This is a genomic window from Thiovibrio frasassiensis (genome assembly GCF_029607905.1).
GTDB lineage: Bacteria > Desulfobacterota > Desulfobulbia > Desulfobulbales > Desulfurivibrionaceae > Thiovibrio > Thiovibrio frasassiensis.
In genome coordinates this window covers 1,489,543-1,514,123 of record NZ_JAPHEH010000001.1, presented here as the reverse complement: position 1 = coordinate 1,514,123, position 24,581 = coordinate 1,489,543, and the positions used below count along the sequence as shown (strand labels likewise).

The following is a 24,581-nucleotide window of genomic DNA, read 5'->3' as shown; positions in this document are numbered from 1 at the left end:
TCAGCCCGGATTTCTCAACGGTTGCGCTTTACTTCCAACCTAATAATGTTTGAAAATCACTAAAAAAATGGAGCCCACGACCGGATTCGAACCGGTGACCTCTTCCTTACCAAGGAAGTGCTCTACCTACTGAGCCACGTGGGCAACCAAACAGTCCAAACAAAAAAAAGAAGCCAGTTTGCTCACCCTATTGCTGAGCCAGGTATTTTGTGCCATCACTGGAGCGGGAAACGGGGCTCGAACCCGCGACCCTCAGCTTGGAAGGCTGATGCTCTACCAATTGAGCTATTCCCGCTTTCACGAACCACAAGCCAAATGAAAAAGCAGGAATATGACGGCAACAACTTATGTTTTACCGTGTTCCCACCATGAGCATAAATGGTGGAGGGGGGAGGATTCGAACCTCCGAAGGCATTGCCGACAGATTTACAGTCTGTTCCCTTTAGCCACTCGGGAACCCCTCCACGAAAACACAAGACTGCCCGATGGCAGCCACTTAATCAGTCGTTATATCAAGCCATCGCCAGCTTCGCATTGGTGGAGCTGACGATGGGACTCGAACCCGCAACCTGCTGATTACAAATCAGCTGCTCTACCAATTGAGCTACGCCAGCTTGATAAGACGGGCAATACTAATCGCTTCATTCCGAAATATCAACTTATTTTTTAAGCGACGCAGACAATCAGAGAAGCAAAAAACAATCAGGCGCTCCATCATGAGAAAGAGCGCCTGATTGGTCAATACGGTTTTCGCTTAGTCTTCGATATTCTTGGCAAACGCACTCTCGCGATATTTCTCAAACGCCATGGCAAACGTCCGGTATACCATGTGGGCGAATTTGGAATAGGGCATATACAGGAACAACATTAACACGGAAACCAGATGCATGAAATAGAACAGGTACGCCAGCACGGGGATTCCGATCAACCGGGTCAATTCCGCGGAAAGACCGGTGATACCGACGGTCATGATCTTAACAATCAAGAACCAATCATAAAAGGTCGGGGTGGTATTGTTTTCCTCTTCCATGTGGGCCCGGTTCATCCAGAGGATGCCTACGCCGACAATCAAGGCAATGGCACTGATGTTGGCCAGCAACTTGAAGGGGTCGGCGAGAGGAATCGGTCCATGCATACCTTCGATAAACATGCCAAGGATATCCTTGCGGATCATCCCATAGGTGGTAACGACAAACAACCCGAGAAAGGACAAGAGCAACGGCAGATGGCCATTGACCCTGTTCAGGTTCGCCCCACACTCCTTAAATCGCTTGTGGGCAAGGATCTCTTTGAGCGATGGCACCAGGAACTCGGTGACAAACTGCAGGGCGGAAGGACGGAACTCGCTCTTCACCGGCAGGTTGGCGGCCATTGCCCGCCACATGTTCGAAACCCCCTTGTACGCGGCAAAAACCGCAAAACCGAGAGCTGGGACAAAAATGGCGTCAATGAGCAGAACATTCAGGGTCAAACCACCGATCAGGGTAGGATGATCCTTGCGCGAATCAAAAAACATGCCAAAATCAATGGCATCGGCCGCAGGCAGAGCCATGCCGCCGGACAACCACCATACTGCCAGAATTACCAAGGCGGGCAAAGCAATAATGAGCGGCAGGTTACTGCCCTTGCTCACCAGCTTGGCAAGACCTGAAGGAAAACCATAATGGGTATAGGCATAGGCCCGAATCGCACCGAGAACATCGCCGGGCTTGGCGCCACGGGGACAATAAGCGGTACAATCGCCGCACTGATGGCAAAGCATGACATCAGGATCAGCAACCAGCTTATCCTTCAAGCCCCACTGCGCCCAAATCATTTCCTTTCTGGGAAATGGCTTTGTATCAGTAGACAGGGGACAAACAACCGAACAGGTGGCACATTGATAGCACTTCTTCAAGGTGTCCCCGCCAGCATTTTTTAAATACTTTATAAACTCTAAATCAGGTTCAACCTTCATTCCTTCAGCCATAACACGCCTCCAGTATTTCTCCCTCAAATTGTCAGCTCACACTGACCCATGACTCATGCGCCGAAACGCACCCCTTCCCAACATAAATCGTTCAGCAGGCACAAAGACCTGCTGAACGATTTATTTCTTACTGACCTGGCTTAAAAACCCTTGAAGGGGTTCGGGCCAAGTTCGATGATCGCCTCAACAAACTCGTTAATGACTTCATCTACTTTATTATACTCGTTAATGGCAATCTGGCGGACCGCACAGCGCTCCGGCTCAAGACCGAGGCTGCCCAGGGTTTCGCCAATGTTGGCCATACGTTTATCGGCCAGTTCACTGCCCTTAACAAAATGGCACTGATAGTCATCACCGAACTTACAGCCGAGAAGGAGCGCACCGTCCATACCGGCGGAAAGCGCATCCTTGATCCAGGCCATGTTCACCGAGCCAAGGCAACGAACAGAAATAACCCGAATGAGGGCATTCTGCGGGAGCTTACGCATAGCCGCCATATCCAAAGCAGGGTAGGCGTCGTTCTCGCAAGCAAAAACGATGATGCGCAACTTGTCCTCATCATCATCCGGGACTTCGATGCTCTTCACCATGGAGCCGACTTGGTCGATATTGTAGTTCTTGAAGCCGATGATCCGCTCGGGACAAGCACCCATGCAGGTACCACAACGGCGGCACCGGGTTGGGTTGGGCTTGGGTGTTCCCTTCTCGTCATCATCAAGGGCGCCAAACGGACACTCTTCCGTACAACGCTTACACTGGGTGCAACGCTGCATGAAGAATTCCGGATAGGTGCCGTCACCGGAACGGGGATGTACCGCCACGCCGCGATCCGCGGATTCAATGGACTGAATCGCCTTGAGCGCTGCGCCGCAAGCGTCATCCATGGTTTCTTCCATGTTCATGGCCTTGCGCACACCACCACAGGCATAAACCCCGGTACGCCGGGTTTCATAGGGAAAGCAGATAAAGTGCGAATCGGCATAGCCATCGAAGAGTTCCAGGTCAAGGAAACCAGGACCCTGACGATAGGCAAGATTGATGGTCGGCTTGTCGGAGGTGGTCGGAACCATACCTGCAGCAAGAACCACCATATCCACATTGAGAGTAACATCCTCGTTGAGCAGGGTGTCTTTCAGGTGAACTGCCAGCCCATTGCCGGATTCTTCAACCTGGGTCACTGTGGCCTTGGTCATGAAGATACCGTCGTTATTCTGGGCACCCTTGTAAAACATCTCCATATTGCCCGGAGTCCGCATGTGCTGATAGAGGACATAGGCCTTGCCTTCAGCATTGTCTTCACGGACATACTGGGCCTGCTTCAAAGCAACCATGCTGGTTACTGAGTTGCAATACGGAAAATCCTGATCATGCTCAGCGCCGCCGGGGCTCTGAACAAAGGCAACATTGGCCGGGACCTTGCCGGTCTTGGCAAGTTTTTCAAACTCGGCGTTGGTAACCACGCCTTTCAGTTTGCCATAGCCGAGATGGGCATATTCGGAAACATCCGCAGGATTCCAACCCGTGGCGAGCACAACCGCACCAAAATCTTCGGCGTCTGCATCATCTGCCATATAGGGCTTCAGGCCAGCGTTCGGATCTTCCATCTCGCCTTTGGAAATTTTATCCTGCTCGTCAACACCAACCTTTTTCGGTGCATCCCACTCACTTTTGGTGCCAGCCGCTTTAAGGGTTACCTTGTAAGCGCCGGGAGCCCCAGCAATACGGGCCACTTCCGTAGAGGTCTTCAGGGTAATTCCAGCCTCGGCCTGAACCGCATCGACCATGGCCTGAACCGTGGGCTCTTCTAAATCGGTCCACGGAGCCGACATGGGGAACTGCTTCCGCCAGCCAAGCGCTTTGCCGCCCAACTTATCCTGGGCCTCAATGATGGTTACTGCATACCCAGCCTTGGCAGCATCGATGGCTGCAGTCATGCCGGCAATACCACCACCCATTACAAGAATCTTCCGGTTCAGGGTTTCAAGCTTGTAAGGATCGGGCACATCACCTTTCTTGGCCTGAACACATGCCATGCGGATATAATCCTGTCCCTTTTCCGTGGCGAATTCCTTCACCTTCTCGGCAGTGTGTTTCTCCGTGACTGCCTCGGCACACCAGGCCACGCCTTCCCGCAGGTTGGCACGGGTGACGTACTTATCATCCCCGAAATTGAACTCATCCTTCATGACCCTGGGGGAACAGGCACAAACAACCAAGGTGTTCACCCCGTCGTTGGTGATGTCATTTTCAATCAACTCACGACCGGCCGCACTGCAAAGCGCCTCGTGGGTCTTGGCCTCCATGCCGTTCTCGCTTGCCGCCTTTGCCAGCGCCGCAATATCGAGGGCATCTCCTATACCACAACCTGTGCAGAGATATGCACCGTATTTTTTATCCATTCACCTTACCTCCTGGACGCTTGAATAGCTTTCATGGCTGCTGCCGTTGCACTCTGGCCACAGGTTACGACGTCGGCTGCTTTTTTAGCGCAACCGGCGGAAACCATCCCGCCTTCCGCATCGGCCAGAATAAATCCATTGCTGTCAACTGAAAGTCCAAGCGCTGCGGCCTGGGCCTTGGCCGCAGGCTCCATGCCGGTAGCAAGGATGGCCAGATCGACCGTTTCCTTGATCTTATCACCGGTCACAGCATTTTCAGCGATCAGGGTAACAGACCCGTCCGCTTCGGCAACAATATCGGCAACCTTGCCCTTCACCCAGGTGATGTTCGCATCAGACATCAATTTCTCACGGAACTTCTCATACTTGCCGGGAGTCCGAAGATCGATGTAGAAAACGGTGATCTTCGCTTCGGGATACTGTTCACGGATATAGTTGATGTGCTTCATGGAGGCCATGCAGCAGATATAAGAACAGTACTCCAAATGATTTTCATCACGGGAACCGGCGCACTGAACAAAGGCAAAGCTTGCGGGTTCCTTGTTATCGCCGGGACGGAGAATCTTGCCGCCGGTGGGGCCGTTGGGCGCAGCCAAACGCTCCATCATCATGTTGGTGATGATCGCGTTGCTGGAATCGTACTTAAGGTTGGTCAGCTTGGTCGGATCATAAGGATTCCAACCAGTAGCCCAAACAATGGCGCTCACGTCAACGGTGAATTCCTTGGCTGCCATATCAAGCTCAACCGCATCGTATTTGCAGGCATCTTTGACCGCCTGCAACCCGGCTGCACTACAAGCGTCTTTATCAAGCACATACTTCATGGGAAAAGCCATGTCGTGAGGCTTATACACCGCCTTGCTCTTGTTCATGCCAAAATTGAAATCATTGTCACGCTCATCGGGGCAGGCATCAGCACAAGCACCGCAAGCGGTGCAATTGTTGTTGATGAAGCGCGGCTTGCTCTCCAGAGTGACCTGATACTTGCCCGGCCCTCCGGCAACACTCTTGACCTCGGTCATGGTGTAGACGCGAACCCGACGATTGGCTTTAATCCTCTGGAAATTGATCTCCAGTCCGCAACTCGGCGGACAAAGCTTCGGGAAGTACTGATTCAGCTGCGCAACCCGACCACCCAGATACGGATTTCTCTCGATCAGAAAAACATCTTTTCCGACTTCAGCGGCTTCCAAGGCGGCCGTAAGCCCGCTTATGCCACCGCCAACGACAAGTACAGCACCTGCGGGTGCGCTGCGTTCGTCTGTCATGCCTTCCTCCATTTAAGTAAAATAGTATTTATCTGTGAAAACGAGTTTTTTTGGCTCAATCGACCAGGATACGTTGGTGCCCGTCTGGCCACCTCAACCAAAAAAACTTATGCGACCATCTCATAGAAAAATCTCCAGGCACCTTTGGGGTGCCTGGAGATTTCTTATACCGTTATACCAGGTGCGTGGTAAAACTTAGACCCACGGCTCGGTCTCAACGATGTTGATGCATTTAACCTTTTCACACTTCCACTCCTGGGTTGCAGGATTGAAAGTGGAGTTAACAAATGCCTTCCAGTTGGCATCGTCAACGGTCGGGAAGTCAGACCGGTAGTAGAACCCGGGGTAGCGGCTCTCCTGACGGAACTCGATGTGACGGATATGGGTCTCTACACACCAGATACGATGGTAGTTCTCCCAAGCGCGCATCAACTCATGCAGGTCGCCAGCAGCCATCAACTCAGCGTCTTCACGCAGCATGCGGAGAAGATCCAAGCAGATGTTCAGCAGCTTGCCGGAAGTCATGTAGTAGGTGGCAACACCGCCGCCGTACTCATCAGTGGCCTTCATCAGGCGCATCATGATACCGGCAGGCTTGCAGTAGTTGGGGTTAACGTCGGCAGCGGTGGATGCGCCAACAAACTCAAGGTAACGCCGAACCGGTGCGTATACTTCATCAGCATACTCCTGAGCGGACTTCGGCAGCTCAGGCTTGAAGGAAGCATTGTCACGGCAGAATTTAACCATCTGCTTGGCAACAATACGACCCTCGGCATGGGAACCGGAAGAGAACTTGTGACCGGAAGCGCCAACGCCGTCACCTGCGGTGAAGAGACCGTCAACGGTGGTCATGCGGTTGTAGCCCCATTTGTACTGATGGCTACGGGGACCGTCAACGGTGGGTACCCATGCTTCGTCCGGACCGGAGGTCCAGATACCACAACAGCCGGAGTGAGAACCGAGCATGTATGGTTCGGTCGGCATGATCTCGGAACCAACCTTCTCGGGCTCGATGTTCGCACCGGCCCAAAGACCAGCCTGACCAACGGACATATCCAAGAAGTCTTCCCAAGCCTCAGACTCGAGATGCTTCCAGAACTTCTTCACTTCCTTCTCGTCCATGCCGGTAGCCTTTCTGGCATCGATGAAGGCATTCAGAGCAACGTCGGTAGCCATGTAGATCGGGCCACGGCCAGCTTTCAGCTCGTTGAGCATAAGATGGTTACGCAGGCAGGTCGGGGTTACCGGAGAAGCGCCGTAAGGCATGAACTTCTCAAGCTCACCTTTCACTGAATCGCTGTTGGCGTAGAACTCACCAAGACCGTTCTGTACTTTGGCCTTGAAGAGAAGGAACCATGCACCAACCGGTCCGTACCCGTCTTTGAAACGAGCAGGCGTGAAACGGTTTTCCATCATGGTCAGGGTGGCGCCAACCTGTGCACACATGGTGTAGGTGGAACCAGCATTCCATACGGGGTACCAAGCGCGGCCCTTACCCTCACCGGTGGACCGGGGACGGAAGATGTTTACTGCGCCGCCGCATGCACACAGAGCGGTCTTGCAACGGAAAACGTGAACCTTGTTCTCACGGGTGGAGAAACCAACAGCACCTGCGATCTGGTTTGCTTTGTTCTTGTCAAGGATCAGCTTAACAATGAATACGCGCTCCATGATGTTCTCGTCGCCGAGAGCGGTTTTGGCGGGCTCAGCAACGATGCACTTGTAGGACTCACCGTTGATCATGATCTGCCACTTACCGGTACGAACGGGCTTGCCGCCTTCGGTCAGTTTCGGAGCAGGCTGTGCGCCATCGAGGTTGTTGCCGTTGGCATCGAGCTTCCAAACGGGCAGGCCCCACTCTTCGAAAAGATGTACGGAATCATCAACGTGACGGCCCAGATCGTAGATCAGGTCTTCACGAACAACACCCATGAGATCGTTACGAACCATTTTTACGTAGTTCTCGATCTTGTTGTCACCAATGTAGGTGTTGATGGCGGAAAGGCCCTGGGCAACAGCGCCGGAACGCTCCATGGATGCCTTGTCCACCAGCTTGATCTTCATGTCGGCAGGACACCACTTCTTGATCTCGAAAGCAGTACCGCATGCAGCCATACCACCACCGATGATCAGAACGTCTACATCGTGCTCGACAACCTCAGGATTGGCAACGGCTGCCAATTCACCCAGCGGCTTATTAGGTAACGCCATAGTAAATCTCCTTAAGAAATTGTATTAAATCAGTTAATTATCCAAAAACTTACTTGGCAACCATGGTCGGTACGGGCAGCTGCTTCTCGGTGGAGAGCAACTCGTCGTCCAGGTTCGTGCATTTCAGTGCAGGATATGCATTGGCAGCACCCTCAGCGGTGGTCCGCACGGGAAACTTGAAGCGCTTCATGTTGCCGTTACGGAACTTAACGGTCCACATGATGGAATCGGAACTCCGCATCGGATGAACCTGGCCACCCATGGGTACGAAGTCATTGTAGCCACGAACAGCAATGGCGCCCTGCGGACAAATCTTTACACAGGAGTAACATTCCCAACATGCATCAGGCTCCTGGTTGTATGCCTTCATCTCCTCCTTGTTCAAGACCATCAGGTCATTGGGGCAGATGTACATGCAGGCAGTTTTGTCACCACCCTTGCAGCCGTCACATTTAGAAGGATCTACGTAACTTGGCATTCACTAACCTCCTCACTTGGATTGAATTTTCCGAACTCCGATCTTACGAAATTCGCGTTTACCATATTAAATGACAACCATCAGGTTCAAAACCGCTCAAAGCAATCGCTTCTAAAGAAAGACCATGAACCCGTTGACCATCTGAACGACCACCTCGAGATATCCTCAAGAAGAGAAAAGTTCTCGCCGCCCCATATCTAAGCGGCTAATTTTGCAAATTTTTTCTTCTTTTTTACACAAAACTGAAGAGCGACTCATTTTCTAGAACATTGGTCTGTATAATTTCTCACCTGATAAAAGTCAAGAAAAAAACATTGCTTCCATTCTCCATCACAGGACCTGCACACCCTGCTTTTTTTGCTACATATCCCTTTGTTTGCAACCTCGTTGCGAACGGAACACCCGTCTATTCTTCTCAACTCGCTGAGGGGAAATTCTCCCCTTGATTTGCGCCCCTGGGAAAAATCATTTCCCCCTCCTTACCCGCTTCCATCTTCTCCTTCGAGAAATGAATTTGACAGAGAGCCATCCCGTGGTTACTGTGTTGCCAAAATCACCCCTGGCATCGTCACGCATTGTTGATATAACTGGCTAAAAGCGCAGAAACAGTCTGAATGCTTTCCTTTCTGCACCATCAGGGCCCAAGCTTTTCACGATCCTGATAGCTATAATGCGGTCGCTTTTTGTATCCTAACAACACATTCTTCGAAGGTCGTCACCATGAGCAAGTCAGAACAGACACCAGAATCCCCTTCTTTCAACAAGTCTTTGTTCGCTGCGGACAACAATCCAAGCAATATCATGCCCGCTAAACTCACGGCGGACAGCACCCTGAAATTCCGCTGCCATCCCGGAGTTTCCTGCTTTACCAATTGCTGCGGCAATATCAATATCATTTTGACCCCGTATGATATTCTCCGCATCAGGCGCCCCCTCAACCTTACAGCGGAAGAATTTCTTCTGCGTTTCACAACCCCGACCTACCTGGAAAAGACCGATCTGCCAGGGGTAAAGATCCATCTCGACGAGAATGGCCGCTGCCCCTTTGTCACCGAAGAAGGGTGCACCATCTATCCTTACCGGCCAACGACCTGCCGTTATTATCCGGTGGGGATGTCTTATTTTCATGCGGCAGGCAACGAGGGGACTGCGGCTGAGGAGTTCTACTTCCTCGTTAAAGAACCTTACTGCAAAGGGCATGAAGAACCAAAGGAGCAGACCATCCGTGAATGGCGCATTGATCAGGGAATTGATGAGTCGGACGAGATGAATCGGGAATGGATGGAAATCGTCATGCGCCGCAAGTCGTTCGGCCTGCAGGCCACCTTGAGCGAGCAAGCCCAGAAGATGTTTTTCATGGCCAGCACCGACCTTGACAAATTCCGGGATTTTGTTTTCAACAGCTCCTTTTTGGAGACCTATGACATCGACGAGGAAATCCTTGCAAAGATCAAAACCGACGATATTGCCCTGATGAAATTTTCCAGCAAATACCTGGCTTCTTCCATCTTCGGGACCAACGAACTAAAGATTAAGGAAGAAAAAGTCAAGGCGCGGGTGGAGAAGCTGAAAACCAACCAGGGCGAGGCGGAACAACAGGCCATGGAAACCTACGAAGCGCTTCGCCGCGACCGCGATCTGCTCAAGGAACAAATCGAAGGGCAGAAACCGACGGACAAGAAAAGCTGATCACTTTGCGGGGAGGGCGATCATAAAGGTTGTTCCCTCCCCTTCCTTGCTCTCCACCGAGATAGTTCCCTGGTGGCTGTCAACGATGTTTTTGGCAATAGCCAAGCCAAGTCCGGTTCCCCGGTTTTTATCGGTATAAAACGGAGTAAAGATATGCCCCTGTTTTTCCAGGGACATTCCCTCCCCGGTATCGGTAACGACAAGCAGCGCCATCCCCGTTGCTTCCTGATATTCGGTTGCCACCCTCAGCTTTCCCCCTTCCGGCATCGCCTGCACACTGTTCACCAGGATATTAAGACAAGCCCTGTAGATCAAGCCCTGATCCAAGTTTACCTTGGGCATATCTTGGGAAAGCGCGGTTTCCAAAACAATGTTCTGCCGCTCCAGTTCCGGCTCCATGAATTTGAGAATCTTACTGAAGATCTCATTGACCGAGGTCGCTGCCATCCTCGGCTCCTGGGGACGGGCAAAATCCAGAAACTCACAGACGATGCCATCCAGCCGGCCTGTTTCCTCCACGATAATCTCGGCCAGATGTTCATTGCCCGGCGCCACGCTCTTCAGCCGTTTTCCGAGAATATCAGCGGTACTGCGGACAATGCCAAGGGGATTCTTTATCTCATGGGAAACCGAGGCTACCATCTTGCCGAGGGTGGCAAGCCTCTGGCTCTGATGCAGTTGCTGCTCAAGGCGGCGCCGCTCCTCTGCCCGGGCCTCAATAATCCGGTCCGCCCTGGCCACGATAAAACCAAGGACCACAAAGAGGGCCGACATGATCAGCATGGAGGTGAGAATGATGGAGCCCTGCAATTTGGTAATCGCGACGACATCCTCCGAGAGATCCTGAACCACTTCAATAACCCCCATGATCACGTCGCGTTTTTGGTTGTTGACCTGATACTGACGAAAGGGGATAAAGGTGCTCAGCTGCGAAGTTATGGGCCGCGCACCAGGCAGCAGGTTCAGCAGCGTTCCGGTTGAGCGGACCACGGAATTGTTATTGCCGGCCAGAGCCTTGCGGTATTCAATGCCGCCCTCTCCTGTGCGGCCAATGCGCGCGGCCACCGTACTGTAGGAGATGATGTTTTCCTTGGAATCGAAGATGGTTACCGCCTGAATCCGCATGCCGTGCGTGGCAGTGCGGACCACGGCGTCAAGCCGGGCGAACTGCTCGGGCTTGCGCAGGGCGATCTTCCCATACCGGACCACCGTGGGCAGGACAAATTGCTGAAACACCTGGTGGCTGAGGTTCTCGGCCACCACAAAGGCATAGGCTTCGCTTCGTTCCAGGAGAACCTTTTTGGCGTGGTTCGAAATGATCCAGGACAGGACCAGGGTAAACAGGAGAAAAACCGCCAAGCCGCTGTAGGAAAAAAACTTCACCAAGCGAAAAGGCTTCAGATTGGCAATACTGGCCGCATCATCCATCGTTTTTTTTCTTTCAATCATGGCATACCCCGCAGCGCCTGCACCGCTTTGTGTCACAGGCAATCGTTGACTTTTCTTCCAGGGATTTCCGATACTCCGCCCAGAGATACCGTCGATCGATCCCATGATCAATAATTTCCCAGGGGAAAAGCTCTTCCTGGCCACGCTGGCGCATGGCATATCCTTCCGGCTCTATGCCGCACCCCTGCATGGTCTGCCGCCAGTTCTGCTGCCCCTGCAGCATGGCATAGAGTGCCAGGCCGACCTTGCGGTCGCCGCGGGCCAGTACCGCCTGATAAAAAGCGTTGCCGGGCTGGTCAACAACCAGACGGGTATTCGCCATACCAGCCACCCCTTTGCGCAGGAATTTTATGCTCTTTTTAAGCGATGTCAATGGCGCAAAACCATGAAACTGAAACGGGGTCCAGGCCTTGGGCACGAAGCTGTTGACACTGAGGGTTATGTTGCCCATGCGTCCCGTTTCCCGCCCTACACCGAGCAGGGTCTTGCGCACCTTGTCGGTTAAGAGCAAAAGTTCCCCCAGATCGTCCTCGGTTTCCGTGGGCAGACCGATCATAAAATAAAGCTTGAGATGATTGATCCCGGCCCGGGCCAGAGCCTCTGCCGCACACAAAACATCCTCCTCGCTGATTCCTTTATTGATTACCCGCCGGAGCCTTTCCGACCCGCCGTCCGGTGCGATTGCCGCGCTTTTCAATTTGCTTTGCGCCAGCAGATGACACAGCTCACCGCTGATAGCGTCAGCCCGCAAGGAGGAAAAAGAGAGGGCACACCCTTCGTGCAACAGATAATCGGCAATCTTGGCAAGATCCTCAACCCGGGCCATCTCCATGCCGAGCAGACCCACCCGTTGTATCTCTTCCGGCCGCTCGGCCAAGGCGGCCAAGATGCTTTCCGCCTGCCAGAGTCGGGGTGGACGGTAAACAAATCCGGCCGCACAGAACCTGCAGCCACGGCTGCAACCGCGGCCCAGTTCGGTGAGAAAAAGGTTGGCAAACTCAGCGTCCGGAGAGAGAAGTTTCGAATGTCCGGCCACCTCGGAATGTTCAAGAACCAGGCGGCGGACCCGGCTCGGCGCTGCCGAATCCACCTCGATTCTGTTCAGGATCCCGTCTTCCCCATAATGCATGGCATAGAAGCGCGGGACATAACAGCCCCTGAACTCCCGAACGATTCCTCGGAGCAGACCTTCCGGTTCTTCGTTTGCCAGGTGCTCGGCAAGATGCTCCATGAGTTGCGGGAGAATCGGCTCCGCTTCCCCCACGACAAAAAGATCCACAAAGGGGGCCAGGGGCTCGGGGTTGATAAAGGTGGCAACACCGCCTCCGATGACCAGGGGTTGCCCAGGGCGAAACCGGCTCGTCTTTGCGCTGCGTTTTTCGGCCAAGGGCTCAATGCCGCCGGTAGAAAACAGGGCCAAGAGATTGAGGAAGTCCTGTTCAAAGCTCAGCGAGCAGAGAAGGATCGGGAAATCGCGGAGGGGGCGTCCCGATTCCAGGGAAACCGGGGGCTGGCCTTCTTGATAAAAAAACCGCTCGCAAACGAAACCAGGGAGGCTGTTTACCAGAGCATAGACAAGCTGGAACCCCAGGTTGGAATTGCCCAGTCCATACCTGTTTGGAAAGATAAGGGCAACCGGCAGTAGCCCTTTCCACTTCTTCCGCTGCGTCCCTTTTTCGCTGGCAAGGAAATCACCGGATACAGGTTGGCGCTGGCGCATGGGCTCCATTTCGAGCGTGCCAGGGAGGAAGGTCCGCCCTGGCAGTGGTTGACAGCGGGCAGCCATTGCCTATCCGCTTTTTATTGGCAGTACAACAATGATGGCAACAGCCTGCGCGTTACCACCATTTTCTAAACAACTCTGTGTTTTTTCTTATTCACAAGGCGATCAGCTTTCATTCCGGCGCAAAAAGGTCGGCCGGTCGTAGTCCTGCTCGTTTAAAATATTGTTGGCATAGGATCTCTGCATACCGTTGGCCACAGCGCGGCCCGCAGCCATGCCCTGCTCCCCTTTTCTGAACGGCAGCTGCTGTGCGGCGGGCTCCCGTTTTTTCGGCATGAGCTGCACCTTGTCCGGCAACTCCTCGATCTCTTCCACGGTATCGCGGATACCGGTGGCAATAACCGTTACCTGCAACTCGTCTCCCAGATTCTCGTCAAAGATCACGCCCAGAATAATATTGGCGTCCTCATGCACCTCCTGGTAGATCTTGGTGGTTGCCTCGGTCACCTCCGGCATGGTCAAGGTCTCCCGGCTGGCCGAGATATTGACCAAAACCCCCTTGGCGCCATCGATACTGATGTCCTGCAAAAGCGGGCTGTTGATCGCCATGTTCACCGCCTCAACGGCCCGGTTTTCACCCACCCCATAGCCTGAACCCATGAGCGCCTGCCCCATCTCGTTCATGATGGCACGCACATCGGCAAAATCCGGGTTGATATAGCCGGGCAGGTTGATCAGATCGGTAATGCCTTTCACCGCCTGCACCAGAACATCGTCCGCCATCTTCATCCCGTCGATGAAGCGGGTCCCCTTCTGGCTCATGGAAATCAAGCGGTCATTGGGAATGGTGATGATGGTGTCCACATGTTCTTTGAGATTCTTCCAGCCAAGCTCGGCATTTTTCATCCGGGCTCTGCCCTCGAAAGCAAAGGGCTTGGTAACGACCGCCACGGTGAGGGCCCCAAGTTCCTTGGCAATTCTCGCGATAACCGGCGCGGCCCCGGTCCCGGTTCCGCCACCCAAGCCGGCGGTGATAAAAACCATGTCGCAGTCCTTCAACTGCTTTCTGATTTCATCGATGGACTCCTCCGCCGCCTCCCTGCCTCTTTCAGGGTTGGCTCCGGCCCCCAGTCCCTTGGCGACACTCTTGCCAAGCTGCACCTGGACATCGGCCTTGGATTTCTCCAAGTCCTGGATATCGGTGTTGCCGGCGATGAACTCCACCCCGAGGATCTTGCTGTCCACCATGGTGTTGACCGCATTGCCCCCACCGCCGCCAACGCCAAAAACCTTGATCTTTGCCCGTGACTCTGTTTCCGCGAATTTAAAAGTCATATCCTGCTCTCCCTGTTCAAGGTCATTGACCTACTCCCCTACATCGCCTGGCGCCTGATGAGCGTTTTTATACTATTCCCTTAAACCAGTCTTTCATCCGACCGGTGACTCTCCCTACTATTCCACCCTTGGGCCGTTTGAATCTCTCCCCCGGTCCATTCTTCATACCGTAGACAACCAGACCAACGCCGGTTGCCCACTGCGGTGTCCCCACCACATCCACCACCCCGCCGATATTTTCCGGCCGGCCGATGCGCACCGGCAGATCAAAGATCTGTTCCGCCAGCTCTTCCATGTTGGCCAGCAGGCAGGACCCGCCGGTCAGCACCATACCGGCGTTGACCATTTCCTTGTACTTGGAATCCAACAGTTCCTGATTGATGAGGGTAAGCATCTCCTCAACCCGGGGCTCGAGAATCTCTCCCATGACCCGCCGGGAAAGCTTCCGATTCTTTCTCCCCCCCACACTGGGCACCTCGATGACCTGATCCTTGTCGATCAGCGAGGCCAAGGCACTCCCGAACTCCTCCTTCAGCCTTTCCGCCTCTTTCTGCGGAGTACGCAGCCCTATGGAGAGATCGTTGGTGAGATTCTGTCCGCCCAGCCCAAGAACAAAGGTATGCTTGATCGTCCCATCGGCAAAGATCGCCAAATCGGCAGTGCCGCCGCCGATGTCCAGCAACCCCACCCCCAATTCCATTTCTTCCCGGGTCAGGACCGCGCCTGCCGAGGCCAAGGGTTCGAGGACCACATCCGTCACCTCAAGTCCGGCCCGGTTGCAACATTTGACAATGTTGTGCACCGCGGTTGCCGAACCGGTCACGATATGCACATCGGATTCGAGACGGACGCCGGTCATGCCGAGGGGATCCTGGATATCCGCCTGTCCGTCCACCATGAACTCCTGCGGGAGCACATGGATCACTTCCTGGTCCGGCGGGATGGGTACGGCCCGGGCCGCATCCACCACCCTGTCGATGTCGTCCTGCCGGATCTCGTTATGCTTGATGGCGATCAGACCGTGGCTGTTGAAGCTCTTGATGTGACTGCCGGCGATGCCCACATACACGGAGCCGATCTCGCAGCCCGCCATCCGCTCCGCCTCTTCCACTGCCTGCCTGATGGAATGGACGGTGCTCTCGATATTGACCACCACCCCGCGCCGTAAGCCCACCGAGGGGTGCCGGCCAATGCCGATAATATCAAGGCGGTTATCATGGACCTCCCCAACCACCACGCATATCTTGGTGGTGCCGATATCCAGCCCGACAATCAGATCGCCACGTTCTTCATGTGCCATTTATTCACCTTTAGTCGATCCCGGAACAAGTCACGCCACCGACGGTTATCACAAGCCAAACCGTTGCTTCTTTGCTCGTGTCCGCTGGTTCTTTCCGCTGGACACCTATCCATCCCCCGATGCGAGCATGTCGGGAGAAACGTTTTCAGCTCATCCTTCTTCGTCAAAACCTACCAGAACTTGGTTCCGCCCATAGTCCATTCTCACATAGGCGGCTTTGTCAAATTCCTTGCTCTTGTACAATTTGTACAGCACCTTGGTCAGCCAGTAATATTTGGTCCCGACATTGCCTGCTCCCAGATGGATCGGAAACGGCCGGTCCACCAGATAGAGGATGATATTTTCATCCCCGTCCACATGCAACTGAGAGATATTCTGCTTTGGCAGAATGGAACTCCCCTGGCCCGCATATTTAATGAGCTGCAGGGCCTCCCCCAATGGTGAATCCTTGAGGTTCCGCGGCCATTCATCCCTTTTCAACCCGGAGATGATGGGATAATCCATGTCCTCGGGCGGCAATACCTTGGCAAAGGCCACTCCTTTCTGATCAAGATAGAACAGCCCGTTATCAAGGCTGGCAATGGCCACCGGCAGTCGTTCCTTAACAACAATGGTCAAACGGTTGGGCCAGTCCCTTTCGATCTCCACCGATTCGACCCATTCATGGGCCTCAATCCCGGACTTCACCCTCTTGATATCGAGCGCCAGGAGATTGCTGTACACATCCACTCCGCTCATTTCCAGAATGAGGTTCTTAGTGGTCCTCCGGCAGCCCTGAATATTGGTGGCGGTGATCTGGAAAAAATCCGCCCGCCCCATGGCTTTATAAACGATAAAGCCAACCACAGCAAAACCTGCTACCAGCAGCAGCAAACCAACCACCAAAATGGCCAGTTTTTTCTTCAGGTCCAGGGTGCGGCTTTTCTTGCTGCTCCCGTAGCGCTGCTGTATGGGCTTTCCCTTTCGCAAAATCGTTTTTGCCCCTTTTTTGCCCAAACCGCTTAAAGAATATGTACTTCCGGCTCCAGCCAGACACCGAACCGCTCTGCAACCTTTTCCTGAACAAGCCGCATCAAACCGAGAAAATCCTGGGGTGTGGCAGTCCCGGTATTCACGAGAAAATTCGCATGCACCTCGGAAACTTGCGCGCCACCGAGGCAAACCCCTTTGAGTCCAGCGTCTTGAATAAGCTTGCCGGCGGCAGGCAACCCTGCGGGGTTCTTAAAAAACGACCCGGCATTGGCCAAACCCTGCGGCTGCTTTTCTTTCCGCTCCCGCATCAACTGAGCACATTTCCTCTCAATGAGCTGCCGATCCCCAGCCTGCAATAAAAACTCCGCCGCCACAACAATCATCCCCTCTGTCTCCAAATGGCGGTACGAAAAGAGCAGAGCCTCTTTTTCTCTGTCCACAATCTCCCCGGACTCGCGCAAGAAGGAAACCGAGAAGAGCGTCTCACCCATCTCCATGCCCCAGGCCCCGGCATTCATAACCACTGCGCCACCCACCGAGCCCGGAATGCCTGCGGCAAATTCCAAACCCTGCAATCCCTGGCGAGCACACCAGTTGACCAACTTCATCAGGCTGCATCCTGCCTCAACCCGCACCCGTCTCTCCCCGGCTTTTTCCCCGGGGTGCTGGGAAATGGCCGCGAACTTCCGGCCCAGCATTACAATGACCCCATCATAGCCCGCATCCGAGACAAGGAGGTTGCTGCCCCGGCCGATAACCCGCCAACTTACCCCGAGTCGGGCCAACAGCGCGATAAGGCTTTGCAATTCTTCCCGGCTGGCCGGCATGGCGATGGCCTTGGCCGGGCCGCCCACCTGCAGGGTGCACCAACGGGCCATGGGACTGTCCCATTCGATCTCGCCTGGCCAGAGGGTACGCAGTTGCTCCGGCCACCCCTTGTCCATCCCTTTTTGCATCTTCCTCGGTCCCGTTACAGGCAGAACCACCCCGTCTGGCCTGCCATGCAGGTTGCAGGCTCTAGCAGGCACCATGGCCCTGCTCCAGTTTCTCTAAGAGTTCCTCGCCAACCTGATAGATATTGCCGGCACCCAGCGTCAAGACGATATCGTCGGGTTCCACCATGCCCAAAACCGTGCGCGGCAGAGAGCCGACATCCGCGACAAAATGAGCGTTCTTCTGCCCGTGCAGTTTGATCTCCTGCAAGAGCGCCGCCCCGCTGACTCCCTCGATGGGGGTTTCGCTGGCCGCATATATTTCCGTGAGCAACAGGACATCCGCCTCATGGAAGGCGGTGCTGAATTCCTTGAACAACCCGGCTGTGCGCGTGTAGCGATGGGGCTGAAACATGACGATGAGCCGCTTTCTCGGCCAGGCCGAACGCATCGCCGCCAAGGTCGCCCTGATCTCGGTGGGATGATGGCCATAATCATCAATAACCATGACCCCATTCACCTCACCCTTGATCTGCAACCGCCGCTGGACGCCGCTGAAGGTTTTCAGCGCCTGCTGGATCACGGGAAAGGGGATATCCAGCTCCAGGGCCACGGTGATGGCGGCCAAGGCGTTATAAACATTATGCTGGCCGGGAACATTGAGGGTTATCTCCCCCAACACCTCCGCATTCCGGCAGACTTCAAAAACCGAGGTCAAGCCCTGTGCCGTTACTGCTCTGGCATGTACCTCGGCCTGACTGGTCAATCCGTAGGTGATCACCCGTTTCCTGATCTGCGGAAGGATCGAAGCAACATTAACATCATCCAGGCAGACAATCGCCGCCCCATAAAAAGGGAGCTTCTCGATGAATTCCAAGAAGGCGGCCTTGATCTCCTCAATATCCCGATAATGGTCCAGATGTTCCAAATCGATATTGGTTACGATCTCAAGGACCGGGGACAATTTCAAGAAGGAGCCGTCGGACTCATCCGCTTCGGCAACCAGGAACTCCCCCTCCCCCAATTTTGCGTTGGTGCCCAGGCTGTTGACCTTGCCGCCGATCACCACCGTGGGATCAAGGCCTGCCTCAGCCATTAGCCAGCCGAGCATGGAAGTGGTGGTGGTTTTCCCATGACTGCCCGCCACGCCGATCCCGTATTTCTTCAAGCGCATCAGTTCCGCCAGCATCTCCGCCCTTGGGATGACCGGGATATGCGCACCACGGGCCGCTTGCACTTCCGGGTTGTTTTCCCGTACCGCCGAGGAGGTCACCACCACGTCGGCGCCGGCAATCCATTGCCCTTGATGGCCGACGTGTACCGTGCCTCCCAGCCCGGCCAGACGCTTGGTGATCTCGCTCTCCCGCAGATCCGAACCGCTCACGACATAGCCGAGATTCAGGAGCAGTTCGGCGATGCCGCTCATGCCTATGCCGCCGATGCCCACGAAATGGATATGTTGTGTTTTCTTATACATGCAATGGTATCCTCAACCCTCGACCGCTCAGGCGGCCAACAACTCCATGCTTTTTTCCACAATGGCGTCGGTCGCTTCCGGCCGACCGTATTGCCGCATCTGCGTTGCCATCCCCTGCAACCGAGAGCCATCGTCCAGCAGACCCAGTATCGTCTCGCGCAGCTTTGAGCCATCGAGATCCCGCTCTTGAAACATCACGGCGGCCCCGCCCCGTACCAGATACGCCGCGTTGGTCGTCTGGTGGTCATCCGCGGCATACGGATAGGGAATCAAAATAGCCGGCTTGCCCAGTACCGCCAGCTCCGCCAGGGTTGTTGCCCCGGCCCGGGAGACTACAAGATCCGCGTCCCGGTACGCCACAGCCATCTCGGTGATAAAGGCAGAGACCTGGGCTGGAACCCCTGCCTCTTCGTACGCCTTGCGCACCCATGCTTCGTCGCTGTTTCCCGTCTGGTGGTGCACCCGAACGGACTCACCAGACTGGTGCGCGGTTAAGGCCTCCACCATCAAGGCATTGACCCGGTGCGCACCCTGACTGCCCCCCAAAACCAGGACCGTTTTTTCTGCCCCCTGCTCCTTCTTCTGAGCAGCCGTTGCCAGCAACTCAGCCCGCACCGGATTCCCGGTCAGCACACTCTTTCCCTTGGGGAAAAAATCCTCGGAGCCGGGGATGGAAATATATACCTGGTCAACGATTTTTCCAAGCATCCTGTTGGCCATGCCCGGAATAGAATTCTGCTCGTGGATACAGGTTTTCACTCCCATGAGGTGTGCCGCCAACACTACCGGCCCAGTCACATACCCGCCCACCCCTAAAACAAGCTGGGGTTTGAATCCACCCACAATCCGCAAGGCCTGCCACAGGCTGATGGGCAGCTGGGCCACGCTCCTGATGGTTCCCCAGAGAGACTTTCCCTTTATGGGCAGGCAGGCAATCGCCTTTTTCGCAAAGGAACGTCCGGCCAGGGCCTTATTGTCAATGGCGCGATCCGTGCTGACAAAAAGGATCTTGCCCTCGGGAAAACGGCGCAACATCTCTTCGGCCACGGCAATGCCGGGAAAAAGATGCCCTCCTGTTCCTCCTCCGGTCACGATCATCCGCATCAACATTCCTCTCTTATTCCTTACCGTCCCAGGGCCAAGCCCCGATTTCCCGCACTTCTCGCCAACAACCACCCTTGGGCCCGCTCCATGGTCCGATCAAAACAGTCCGGGCAATATCCATGGGAAACCCGACTTCCCTTACTCACCAGCTGCTCCTGTATCCATCCTGTTTGGCTCTTGGTTTTCTGGCACACACAGCACACTGTCTGCATTATCCCGTCCTCGCCTTTTGCCGCCCCAGCCGTGCCCCCTCAGACACAAAACCGTCCGGACTTTTTCCGTCAAGCACTCCTATTGTGCGTCCTGCCGCCCCAACCTGCCTACCGCCTGGGCAAACATCTCGCCCCGATGGCTGTAACTTCTGAACATGTCAAAACTTGCACAGGCCGGAGATAAAAGAACCGCATCTCCCTTCTCCGCCATACTTCCCGCCTTTCGTACCGCCTCATCCATTGATTCGGCAAAATCAATCCGGGTGCTCTGAGCAAAAGCCTTGGCCATTGCCTCCCGTGCCTCGCCGATTAAAACCATCCCTCGGACCTTTTCCTGCACCAACGGAATCAGCATCTCGTAGCCGCCACCCTTCTCCCGGCCGCCGGCGATGAGGACCACCGGTTGCTTCATGCCTGCCAGGGCGGAATAGACAGCGCCGACATTGGTCCCCTTGGAGTCGTCATAATAGGTGACACCCGCAATCTCCGCCACCAGGGCCAACCGGTGCGGCAGGGGGGTAAAACCAGCCAGGCTGTTCTGGATGGCTATCGGGCTGCACCCCATGGCCCGGGCGGCAAGGATCGCCGCCATGGCATTTTCCGTATTTGGTGCCTGGGCAAGGTGGGTACCCGACAACTCGTATTCTTCAGCCAACTTGTCCGGAGCTTCTGCGGAAGCAAGCAGCACCTTGGTTCCCTTAAGGCACGCGGCTATCCCGCTCGTACATCCACTCCGGTATTGCCTGATTTCTCCTCGAATCGGCCAAGGGCTTTTCTGTGCACCCTCTGCAGCCAACCACGCAGCGATTGCTGAATCGTCGCCATTCAAGACCGAGACATCTCCGGGCGCCTGGTTTTTAAAGAGCGACATTTTCGAATCGATATACGCTTCGTAAGAATCGTAGCGATCCAAATGGTCCGGGCTGATATTGAGCAACACCCCCACCTGGGGCCGAAACTCACCACCGCTGTCCAGCTGGAAGCTGCTCACCTCAAGGACCACCGCCTCACACTCCTGGGGGCCGGCCAGATACTCGGCCAGGGGAACCCCGATATTGCCGCCGACAAAAACCTTTTTCCCGCTGCCGGTGAGGAGATCGCCGATCAGGCTCGTCACCGTGCTTTTGCCGTTGGTACCGGTCACCGCCACCACCGGCACCTTGAGAAAATCCTTGGCCAGAGCCAGCTCGCCCAAAACAGGGATCCCTTTTTTCCTTGCCGCTGCAAGGGGTGCGATGCCCAGCGGTACGCCAGGGCTTACCAAAATACAGTCCGCCGAAGTTAAAAGCTCAGAGGTATGGCCGCCAGTTTCTACAAAAACTCTTTTCTCCTTCAGCCACCGAACCAAGTCTCCTTCAAGGTTCTCCTGACGGCCACCCTCTGAAACCGATATTTTCACGCCAAGCTTGAGCAGGAATCGCACCGCGGAAACACCTGACTTGCCCAAGCCCACCACCACTACATGGGCTCCGGGTTTCAGTATTTCCTTGAGATTCCAGTGCATCATTGCCTTTTCCGCCTGTTTGTTCTAACGCAGCTTCAAGGTTGCCAAGGCAGTCAAGCCCAGGACGATGGAGATGATCCAGAATCGGACCACAACCTTTGGCTCTGTCCACCCCTTCTTTTCAAAATGATGATGAAACGGGGCCATGAGAAAGATCCTCTTGCCGCCGGTCATCTTGAAAAAACCCACCTGGAGAATGACCGAAACCGCCTCCATGACAAAAACTCCCCCGACAATACAGAGGAGCATCTCCTGCTTGATGATGATCGCCACCATGCCGAGCGCTGCCCCCATGGAGAGGGAGCCCACATCTCCCATGAAGATCTGGGCCGGGTAGGCATTGAACCAGAGAAAGCCAAGGCTGGCGCCAACCAGGGCGCCGCAGAAGATGGCAACCTCGCCTGCCCCAGGCACATAGGGGATTTGCAGATATGCCGCCAAACCGGCATGTCCGGCCAGGTAGGAAAAGAGCAAATACACACTGCTCGTCACCACCGTAGGCCCGGTTGCCAAGCCATCGAGGCCATCGGTGAGATTCACCGCGTTCGAGGCGCCGACCACCACAAGAATGGCGAACAACACATAATAGGTGCCCAGGTCGGGCTGTATATTCTTTAAAAAGGGAAAGCTCAGGTGTCCGTCAAAATTCGGATCAAAATAGATGAGCAACCCGGCTATGGAGGCGCCGAGGATCTGCCAGAATATCTTCCCCCGGGCACTCAACCCCTTGCTGTTCTGTTTTTTAATCTTGCAGTAGTCGTCATAGGCGCCGATTGCTCCGAACCAGAGGGTCACCCCGAGGATGATCCAGACAAAACTGTTTGCCAGATCGACCCAGAGCAGGGTGGTCACGGTTACGGCAAAAAGAATGAGCACCCCTCCCATGGTGGGCACTCCCCGCTTGCTGAAGTGGCTTGCCGGGCCGTCGTCCCGCACCACCTGACCGATCTGGTTTTTCTGCAGCGCTTTGATGAATCTGTTGCCAACCAGCAACAGAATCAGAAAAGCGGTCAGCGTTGCTCCGATGGCGCGAAAGGTGATATAGCGAAAAACATTCAGCGCGCTGAAATAGGCATGGAGCGGATAGAGAAAATGGTAGAGCATGGTTTCTTATCCTTAGCCCTGCTTCTCAAGCAGATCGTGGGTTATTGTTTCCATCCGCATCCCGCGCGAGCCTTTGACCAGCACCCAATCCCCGGGGCGCAGGAAGCCCGCATCAATGCTCTCACGCAGCCAGTCCGTGATCTGTTCTTTTTTGGCAAAAAACATGGCTTTCTTCTTGCTCATCCCCGCTTTCCAGGCCGCGCTCACCAAGGTTTCGGCAAAGTCGCCGACCACCAGCAGTCCGTCGAAGCCAAGCCGCGCCACCTGTTTGCCAATGTCTTGATGCGAGGCAACACTCTGTGCCCCGAGTTCCAGCATGTCCCCGAGGATGACCACTTTTTTATGGGTGCGGTCCATCTGACGCAATGTGTCAAGGGCGGCCAGCACCGAGGAGGGATTGGCGTTGTACGCGTCGTTCACCAGCCTGATTCCGCCGGAAAGCTTCTGCACCTGGAGCCGTTTTTCAAAGGGGGCGAAACTCTCCAGCCCGGCCACGATATCCTTAAATTTCACCCCCGCCGCATGGGCCATGCCCGCTGCGGCCAAGGCGTTCTGCACATTATGGGCGCCAAGACCCCGGATATTCACCCGACCCACGTTACTGCCGATCTTCAGGGTAAAGGCCATGCCGCGCTCCCCAAGGCTGCGCAAGCGCAGACCGCGGATATCCGCCTTAGGACTGCGGCCAAAGGTAATTTTTTTCTGACTGCAGCGCCGGGCGATGCCCCGGACTCTTTTGTCGTCAATATTTACCACCAGCTTGCCCCAGGCCTTGATGCCGGCAAAGAGCTCGCCCTTGGCCCTGGCTACCCCGTTGATATCACTCAATCCGGCCAAATGGGCATCCTGAACATTGGTGATGCAGGCGATATCCGGGTCGGCAATCTCGGTGAGGCGGGCTATCTCGCCGGGCTGATTCATGCCCATTTCCAATACGGCAAAATCATGGTGCAATTCCACAGGCAAAAGAGAAAGGGGCAGACCGATCAGATTATTAAAATTTCCCTTCGTCTTCAAGACGTTGTATTCCCTTTCCAGAATCGCGGCGATCATCTCCTTGACCGTGGTCTTGCCACAGCTGCCGGTCATTGCCACCACCTGCAGATCCGGCATCAGGGATCGCCGGTAGGCGGCCAGATCCCCGAGAGCCCGGAGGGTGTCCGCTACCAAGACCACCGGCACCGGCGGCATCTTCTCGGGCATCGTTTCCACCAGCAACCCGGCGGCCCCTTTCTCCACCGCCTGGGCAAGATAGGCATGGCCGTCAAAGGTTTCCCCGCGCAGGGCGACAAAAAGATCCCCCGGCTCAACAGCCCGGCTGTCCGTGCAGACCCGCCGAAAACCGGCCTCGGTTCTGCCGGCGAGAAACCTCCCTCCCGTTGCCAAAAGAACCTGGGAGAGCGTCCAGATTGGATTCTGCATGGAGCCAACACCTGCCTCGGATTTATTTTCTCT

Annotated in this window: 18 protein-coding genes and 4 tRNA genes; 1 reads left to right on the top strand and 21 read right to left on the bottom strand. The window is 54.9% G+C overall.

Features of this window, described 5'->3' with window-relative positions; translation table 11 throughout:
• Positions 1–68: 68 nt before the first annotated feature.
• The 9 genes from OLX77_RS07125 to aprB all read right to left on the bottom strand — a co-directional run bounded on the left by OLX77_RS07125 (position 69) and on the right by aprB (position 8,325).
• Positions 69–144 (bottom strand) — tRNA-Thr (locus tag OLX77_RS07125).
• Between the two features lie 75 nt (positions 145–219).
• Positions 220–295, bottom strand: a tRNA-Gly gene (locus OLX77_RS07120).
• Positions 296–379: 84 nt separating this feature from the next.
• Positions 380–464 (bottom strand) — tRNA-Tyr (locus tag OLX77_RS07115).
• 74 nt (positions 465–538) lie between these two features.
• A tRNA-Thr gene (locus tag OLX77_RS07110) sits at positions 539–614 on the bottom strand.
• A gap of 140 nt (positions 615–754) precedes the next feature.
• Positions 755–1,957, bottom strand: a complete 1,203-nt coding sequence (gene qmoC / locus OLX77_RS07105; RefSeq protein ID WP_307634064.1) for a quinone-interacting membrane-bound oxidoreductase complex subunit QmoC — start codon at positions 1,955–1,957, stop codon at positions 755–757.
• A 152-nt stretch (positions 1,958–2,109) separates the two neighbouring features.
• Complete coding sequence (locus OLX77_RS07100) at positions 2,110–4,368, bottom strand: hydrogenase iron-sulfur subunit (protein ID WP_307632903.1); 2,259 nt, start codon at positions 4,366–4,368, stop codon at positions 2,110–2,112.
• A 5-nt stretch (positions 4,369–4,373) separates the two neighbouring features.
• Positions 4,374–5,636: an FAD-dependent oxidoreductase gene (locus OLX77_RS07095; protein ID WP_307632902.1), complete on the bottom strand. Its 1,263-nt coding sequence runs from the start codon at positions 5,634–5,636 to the stop codon at positions 4,374–4,376.
• A 195-nt stretch (positions 5,637–5,831) separates the two neighbouring features.
• Positions 5,832–7,847 carry an adenylyl-sulfate reductase subunit alpha gene (gene aprA / locus OLX77_RS07090; protein WP_307632901.1) on the bottom strand — a complete coding sequence of 672 codons (2,016 nt, stop codon included), beginning with the start codon at positions 7,845–7,847 and terminating at the stop codon, positions 5,832–5,834.
• Between the two features lie 49 nt (positions 7,848–7,896).
• Complete coding sequence (gene aprB / locus OLX77_RS07085) at positions 7,897–8,325, bottom strand: adenylyl-sulfate reductase subunit beta (RefSeq protein WP_307632900.1); 429 nt, start codon at positions 8,323–8,325, stop codon at positions 7,897–7,899.
• A 720-nt stretch (positions 8,326–9,045) separates the two neighbouring features.
• Between aprB and OLX77_RS07080 the strand changes: the two genes are divergently transcribed.
• A complete protein-coding gene (locus tag OLX77_RS07080) occupies positions 9,046–10,014 on the top strand; it encodes a YkgJ family cysteine cluster protein (RefSeq protein ID WP_307632899.1) in 969 nt (322 codons plus the stop codon).
• Here the strand turns inward: OLX77_RS07080 and OLX77_RS07075 are convergent, their stop codons facing one another.
• The 12 genes from OLX77_RS07075 to OLX77_RS07020 form a co-directional block, all read right to left on the bottom strand.
• Positions 10,015–11,463: a two-component system sensor histidine kinase NtrB gene (locus OLX77_RS07075; protein WP_307632898.1), complete on the bottom strand. Its 1,449-nt coding sequence runs from the start codon at positions 11,461–11,463 to the stop codon at positions 10,015–10,017.
• Positions 11,456–13,183 (bottom strand): radical SAM protein, encoded by a 1,728-nt coding sequence (locus OLX77_RS07070; RefSeq protein ID WP_307632897.1) that lies wholly within the window; start codon positions 13,181–13,183, stop codon positions 11,456–11,458. The genes OLX77_RS07075 and OLX77_RS07070 overlap by 8 nt, the downstream gene beginning before the upstream one ends.
• Before the next feature lie 168 nt (positions 13,184–13,351).
• A complete protein-coding gene (ftsZ, locus tag OLX77_RS07065; RefSeq protein ID WP_307632896.1) occupies positions 13,352–14,521 on the bottom strand; it encodes a cell division protein FtsZ in 1,170 nt (389 codons plus the stop codon).
• Between the two features lie 67 nt (positions 14,522–14,588).
• Positions 14,589–15,821 (bottom strand): cell division protein FtsA, encoded by a 1,233-nt coding sequence (gene ftsA / locus OLX77_RS07060; RefSeq protein ID WP_307632895.1) that lies wholly within the window; start codon positions 15,819–15,821, stop codon positions 14,589–14,591.
• A gap of 150 nt (positions 15,822–15,971) precedes the next feature.
• Positions 15,972–16,790 (bottom strand): cell division protein FtsQ/DivIB, encoded by an 819-nt coding sequence (locus OLX77_RS07055; RefSeq protein ID WP_307632894.1) that lies wholly within the window; start codon positions 16,788–16,790, stop codon positions 15,972–15,974.
• Positions 16,791–16,822: 32 nt separating this feature from the next.
• Positions 16,823–17,824 (bottom strand): UDP-N-acetylmuramate dehydrogenase, encoded by a 1,002-nt coding sequence (gene murB / locus OLX77_RS07050; protein WP_307632893.1) that lies wholly within the window; start codon positions 17,822–17,824, stop codon positions 16,823–16,825.
• Positions 17,811–19,202 (bottom strand): UDP-N-acetylmuramate--L-alanine ligase, encoded by a 1,392-nt coding sequence (gene murC / locus OLX77_RS07045; protein ID WP_307632892.1) that lies wholly within the window; start codon positions 19,200–19,202, stop codon positions 17,811–17,813. Before murC ends, murB begins: the two co-directional genes overlap by 14 nt.
• A gap of 27 nt (positions 19,203–19,229) precedes the next feature.
• Complete coding sequence (murG, locus tag OLX77_RS07040; protein WP_307632891.1) at positions 19,230–20,306, bottom strand: undecaprenyldiphospho-muramoylpentapeptide beta-N-acetylglucosaminyltransferase; 1,077 nt, start codon at positions 20,304–20,306, stop codon at positions 19,230–19,232.
• A gap of 20 nt (positions 20,307–20,326) precedes the next feature.
• Complete coding sequence (locus tag OLX77_RS07035) at positions 20,327–20,452, bottom strand: hypothetical protein (protein ID WP_307632890.1); 126 nt, start codon at positions 20,450–20,452, stop codon at positions 20,327–20,329.
• A gap of 145 nt (positions 20,453–20,597) precedes the next feature.
• Positions 20,598–22,025 carry a UDP-N-acetylmuramoyl-L-alanine--D-glutamate ligase gene (murD, locus tag OLX77_RS07030; RefSeq protein WP_307632889.1) on the bottom strand — a complete coding sequence of 476 codons (1,428 nt, stop codon included), beginning with the start codon at positions 22,023–22,025 and terminating at the stop codon, positions 20,598–20,600.
• A gap of 21 nt (positions 22,026–22,046) precedes the next feature.
• Positions 22,047–23,126 carry a phospho-N-acetylmuramoyl-pentapeptide-transferase gene (mraY, locus tag OLX77_RS07025; protein WP_307632888.1) on the bottom strand — a complete coding sequence of 360 codons (1,080 nt, stop codon included), beginning with the start codon at positions 23,124–23,126 and terminating at the stop codon, positions 22,047–22,049.
• 12 nt (positions 23,127–23,138) lie between these two features.
• Positions 23,139–24,548 (bottom strand): UDP-N-acetylmuramoyl-tripeptide--D-alanyl-D-alanine ligase, encoded by a 1,410-nt coding sequence (locus tag OLX77_RS07020; RefSeq protein WP_307632887.1) that lies wholly within the window; start codon positions 24,546–24,548, stop codon positions 23,139–23,141.
• Positions 24,549–24,581 lie beyond the last annotated feature (33 nt).

Coding starts and splice junctions, on each gene's coding strand:
- qmoC (WP_307634064.1), bottom strand. CDS start 1,957: ATGAAGGTTGAACCTGATTTAGAGTTTATAAAGTATTTAAAAAATGCT.
- OLX77_RS07100 (WP_307632903.1), bottom strand. CDS start 4,368: ATGGATAAAAAATACGGTGCATATCTCTGCACAGGTTGTGGTATAGGA.
- OLX77_RS07095 (WP_307632902.1), bottom strand. CDS start 5,636: ATGACAGACGAACGCAGCGCACCCGCAGGTGCTGTACTTGTCGTTGGC.
- aprA (WP_307632901.1), bottom strand. CDS start 7,847: ATGGCGTTACCTAATAAGCCGCTGGGTGAATTGGCAGCCGTTGCCAAT.
- aprB (WP_307632900.1), bottom strand. CDS start 8,325: ATGCCAAGTTACGTAGATCCTTCTAAATGTGACGGCTGCAAGGGTGGT.
- OLX77_RS07080 (WP_307632899.1), top strand. CDS start 9,046: ATGAGCAAGTCAGAACAGACACCAGAATCCCCTTCTTTCAACAAGTCT.
- OLX77_RS07075 (WP_307632898.1), bottom strand. CDS start 11,463: ATGATTGAAAGAAAAAAAACGATGGATGATGCGGCCAGTATTGCCAAT.
- OLX77_RS07070 (WP_307632897.1), bottom strand. CDS start 13,183: ATGCGCCAGCGCCAACCTGTATCCGGTGATTTCCTTGCCAGCGAAAAA.
- ftsZ (WP_307632896.1), bottom strand. CDS start 14,521: ATGACTTTTAAATTCGCGGAAACAGAGTCACGGGCAAAGATCAAGGTT.
- ftsA (WP_307632895.1), bottom strand. CDS start 15,821: ATGGCACATGAAGAACGTGGCGATCTGATTGTCGGGCTGGATATCGGC.
- murB (WP_307632893.1), bottom strand. CDS start 17,824: ATGGTGCCTGCTAGAGCCTGCAACCTGCATGGCAGGCCAGACGGGGTG.
- murC (WP_307632892.1), bottom strand. CDS start 19,202: ATGTATAAGAAAACACAACATATCCATTTCGTGGGCATCGGCGGCATA.
- murG (WP_307632891.1), bottom strand. CDS start 20,306: ATGCGGATGATCGTGACCGGAGGAGGAACAGGAGGGCATCTTTTTCCC.
- murD (WP_307632889.1), bottom strand. CDS start 22,025: ATGATGCACTGGAATCTCAAGGAAATACTGAAACCCGGAGCCCATGTA.
- mraY (WP_307632888.1), bottom strand. CDS start 23,126: ATGCTCTACCATTTTCTCTATCCGCTCCATGCCTATTTCAGCGCGCTG.
- OLX77_RS07020 (WP_307632887.1), bottom strand. CDS start 24,548: ATGCAGAATCCAATCTGGACGCTCTCCCAGGTTCTTTTGGCAACGGGA.